The organism is Bacillus sp. JJ1503 (assembly GCF_036965125.1).
GTDB lineage: Bacteria > Bacillota > Bacilli > Bacillales > Cytobacillaceae > Cytobacillus.
The window spans coordinates 7769-8487 of sequence record NZ_JBALOZ010000271.1; the positions used below are offsets into that span (position 1 = coordinate 7769).

A 719-nucleotide genomic window follows, 5' to 3' on the forward strand; every position below is an offset into this window, starting at 1 on the left:
GCCGGAGGCTTAACTTTATACAGCCGGAGTTTAAACCCTTACTGGATTTGACAATTTGTTCGCATACATCCCCACTTATACTAGTGGAAACATCTGCTGAATGAAGGTAAATAAACCCTTCTTATTAGTACAGAGAAGGGCCTAACTTTATAAGTTTATCAAAGCAGTACCTTACTAGCAATTAAAACTTGGAATAACTTGCTGTTTCGCCATTATGCGGATTATTAGTACAATAAATTGCTTATATAAATGTTTCTAAATTCATTTACGATAATTTTTGCTTTCCTTTTTCCTTTTCTAAATGGTTAATATGTTTTTCATAGAAGGAAGTCAAATATTCAAACCCAGACCAAGCACCAAGTAGAGCAGCTGCAAGTGTAATACCATCCAAATAAGCATATGAACCAATTAAATGTGGAAATGAATATTTATTAAGGATGTATGCATAAAGAAATTCACCCTGTATCGAACCAAATAGAATGATGATTAACCGATACACTTTATTTGTATGCAAAATGATTGCTAATGCTATCATAAGCAAGGCCAGCATCCATTTTCGCGGGAAAATTAACCATACAGGATCAAATAGTGCGAATAAATGAAAACAAACATACGCTATCATAACAATGAATGAGCTGAATAATACATAGGCAGCTGTTAATCTTTTGAATTTGCTGATTAATCCTAATAAGGTGCCAGCAAAAAGAATACTTACGTAT

The 719-nt window shown here is 33.4% G+C and carries 1 protein-coding gene; it reads right to left on the bottom strand.

Annotation, left to right across the window (positions count from 1 at the left end; all coding sequences use genetic code 11):
• Window positions 1-265: 265 nt before the first annotated feature.
• On the bottom strand, window positions 266-719 hold a 454-nt coding region (locus V7149_RS19735), incomplete at its 5' end, for a YphA family membrane protein (RefSeq protein WP_335347300.1).